The organism is Yoonia sp. (genome assembly GCF_036007805.1).
Classification (GTDB): Bacteria; Pseudomonadota; Alphaproteobacteria; order Rhodobacterales; family Rhodobacteraceae; genus Yoonia.
Genome location: NZ_DASYOK010000380.1, coordinates 1 through 2,989, shown reverse-complemented (window position 1 = coordinate 2,989; position 2,989 = coordinate 1). Strand labels below are relative to the sequence as shown.

Genomic DNA, 2,989 nt, shown 5'->3' with positions numbered 1-2,989 from the left:
GACGCGGATCAGGCCCGGTTTGCAGACAATGGCGCAGCGGCGGATGCCGTCGCCGCCGATGTATTCTTCAAGTCGCGCAATGGGTTGACGGCAGAGGATCACGCCTTTGATGACCCAGAAGATCGAACCGTCATTCAGGATCTCATCGCCCCGTTTCGGCCACATGCGGGTGATGTGGCGTGGCAGCCCGTCTTGGGTCTGCGCACGCGCCGTTGCCTGCCATGCAGCTAGATCGGCGACCGTTTCGGTGCCGACAGAGAGCTTCAGGATGTGGACGGTTTTCGACATCAATCCCCCCCCGGGATAAGTGATAGGTAACGTGGATAGGCTGCACGGCAAGGCTTGGCTGGAAAAAGGTTTATGTGGTGGCCTATTGGAGATCAACCACTATATGTGGTATTGTCGAGCTGCGGCAATTTTGATCTGCTTTAGCCATTCCCAACCCAACACCCAGCACGTAAGATGCAAGCCTTGCCTGTACCGATGAGGAGATTCCCCGCCATGACCGCGTTTTCCGCCCCTATCGCTGAACAAATCTGGGACATGAAGTACCGGTTCAAGGATGCGGGTGGCACGCCGATCGACGAAACGGTCGAAGATACATGGCGGCGCATCGCGGGTGCCTTGGCTGCAGTGGAGGATGATCCCAAAGAGTGGGAAGGCAAATTCTACGATGCTCTTTCAGATTTCAAATATCTGCCTGCGGGCCGGATCACGGCGGGGGCTGGCACGGCGCGGTCGGTGACCCTGTTCAACTGTTTTGTCATGGGCACGGTCCCTGACAGCATGGGGGGCATCTTTGACATGCTCAAGGAGGCGGCGCTGACCATGCAGCAGGGCGGCGGGATCGGCTATGATTTTTCGACGATCCGCCCCAAGGGTGCCAGCGTCATGGGGGTTGCGGCAGATGCTTCTGGGCCGTTGTCGTTCATGGATGTCTGGGACGCGATGTGCCGCACGATCATGTCGGCCGGTTCGCGCCGCGGCGCGATGATGGCGACAATGCGGTGTGATCACCCTGATGTAGAAGATTTCATTACGGCGAAGTCTGATCCTGCGCGTTTGCGGATGTTCAATATGTCCGTGCTGATCACAGATCCCTTCATGGATGCGGTGAAAACAGACGGGCCGTGGGATCTGGTCTTTGGTGGGCAGGTCTACCGCACTGTGCGGGCGCGTGATTTGTGGGATGCGATCATGCGCTCGACCTATGATTACGCTGAACCAGGTGTGATCTTTATCGACCGGATCAACCAGATGAATAACCTCAGCTATTGCGAGACGATTGCTGCGACCAACCCCTGCGGTGAGCAACCCTTGCCACCCTATGGTGCATGTTTGCTTGGCTCGATCAATATGGCACGTCTGGTCAGCGACCCGTTTGAAAATGCGGCCGCTTTGGATGAGGATGCTCTGACCGATCTTGTCGCGACAGCGGTGCGGATGATGGACAACGTTGTGGATGCTTCGCGGTTCCCGCTTGAGGCACAGCAGGCCGAGGCCAAGGCCAAGCGCCGCATCGGTCTGGGTGTCACGGGTCTGGCCGATGCGCTTTTGATGGTGGGCCTGCGCTATGGGTCCGAAGAGGCTGCGGCGCAAACCGATAAATGGATGCATCAGATCGCGCGGGCGGCTTATCTGGCCTCTGTGGAGCTTGCCAAAGAGAAGGGGTCTTTCCCGCTTTTCGACGCAGAGAAATTTCTGGCCAGTGGCGCAATGCAGCACATGGATGAGGACGTAAAAGATGCAATTCGTCAAAATGGCATAAGAAATGCACTTTTGACGTCTATCGCGCCTACAGGCACGATCAGCCTTTATGCAGGGAACGTGTCGTCCGGCATCGAGCCTGTGTTCGCTTATGCCTACACGCGCAAGGTTCTCCAAAAAAATGGTTCGCGCACCGAAGAAGAGGTCGTAGATTACGCAGTTCAGTTGTGGCGTGACCTGAAAGGTGATGCGCCTTTGCCCGATTACTTTGTGAATGCGCAAACACTCGCCCCGCTGGATCATGTGCGCATGCAGGCGGCGGCACAGAAGTGGATCGACAGTTCGATCTCCAAAACGATCAACTGTCCCGAGGATATCAGTTTTGATGACTTCAAAGAGGTCTACATGGCTGCATGGGATCAGGGCTGTAAGGGCTGTACAACATACCGTCCGAATGATGTGACCGGATCGGTCCTGTCGGTCTCGCAAGAGGCGTCGCCGTCCGAGGTTCCGGCGCAGGTCCGCCGTGAGGGCGAGGGCGCCGAGGTTGTTTACATGTCAGAGCCGCTGGACCGCCCGCAGGAGTTGGAAGGCGCGACCTACAAGCTGAAATGGCCCGATAGTGAGCATGCGATCTATATTACCGTGAATGATCTGGTGATTGCGGGCCATCGGCGGCCGTTCGAGGTGTTTATCAATTCCAAGAACATGGAACACTTTGCCTGGACAGTGGCACTCACGCGTATGATCTCGGCGGTTTTCCGGCGCGGTGGCGATGTGTCTTTCGTGGTTGAGGAACTCAAGGCCGTGTTTGATCCGCGTGGTGGCGCTTGGATGCAGGGTAAATATGTGCCGTCTATTCTGGCCGCGATTGGTGGCGTCATTGAAAAACACATGGTCGCTACCGGTTTCCTGGCAGGCGAGGGCATGGGCCTGAAAGCCGATCCGCAGGCGGATGTTGTCGCCATCAATGGTGGACCGCGCGGCAAGGCCTGTTCGTCTTGCGGCTCTTACGACCTGCGCATGGTTGAGGGCTGTATGACCTGCGGGTCTTGCGGGTATTCCAAGTGTGGCTAAAACGGGTTGCGCCGCAGTAACCACACAAAGAATACACCGCCGATCAGACCGGTGACGATCCCGATAGGGATGTCATCGGGGGCCATAACTGTGCGCGCAAAGATATCCGCCCACAGCAGAAAGATCGCACCGCAGATGGCAGAAACGGGCAGTACGCGGGTGTAATCGCCGCCGACAATCAGGCGTACGATATGGGGGATCATCA

Annotated in this window: 3 protein-coding genes; 1 reads left to right on the top strand and 2 read right to left on the bottom strand. The window is 57.2% G+C overall.

The window, feature by feature from the left end; all coding sequences use genetic code 11:
• A partial coding sequence (locus tag VGP75_RS20230) for a DUF1489 family protein (RefSeq protein WP_327545368.1) occupies positions 1 to 288 on the bottom strand: 288 nt, incomplete at its 3' end.
• A gap of 213 nt (positions 289 to 501) precedes the next feature.
• Between VGP75_RS20230 and VGP75_RS20225 the strand changes: the two genes are divergently transcribed.
• Positions 502 to 2,784 (top strand): adenosylcobalamin-dependent ribonucleoside-diphosphate reductase, encoded by a 2,283-nt coding sequence (locus VGP75_RS20225; protein WP_327545367.1) that lies wholly within the window; start codon positions 502 to 504, stop codon positions 2,782 to 2,784.
• Here VGP75_RS20225 and VGP75_RS20220 read toward each other — a convergent pair.
• A partial coding sequence (locus VGP75_RS20220; RefSeq protein WP_327545366.1) for an iron chelate uptake ABC transporter family permease subunit occupies positions 2,781 to 2,989 on the bottom strand: 209 nt, incomplete at its 5' end. The two genes, VGP75_RS20225 and VGP75_RS20220, sit on opposite strands and share 4 nt — an antisense overlap.

Coding starts and splice junctions, on each gene's coding strand:
- VGP75_RS20225 (WP_327545367.1), top strand. CDS start 502: ATGACCGCGTTTTCCGCCCCTATCGCTGAACAAATCTGGGACATGAAG.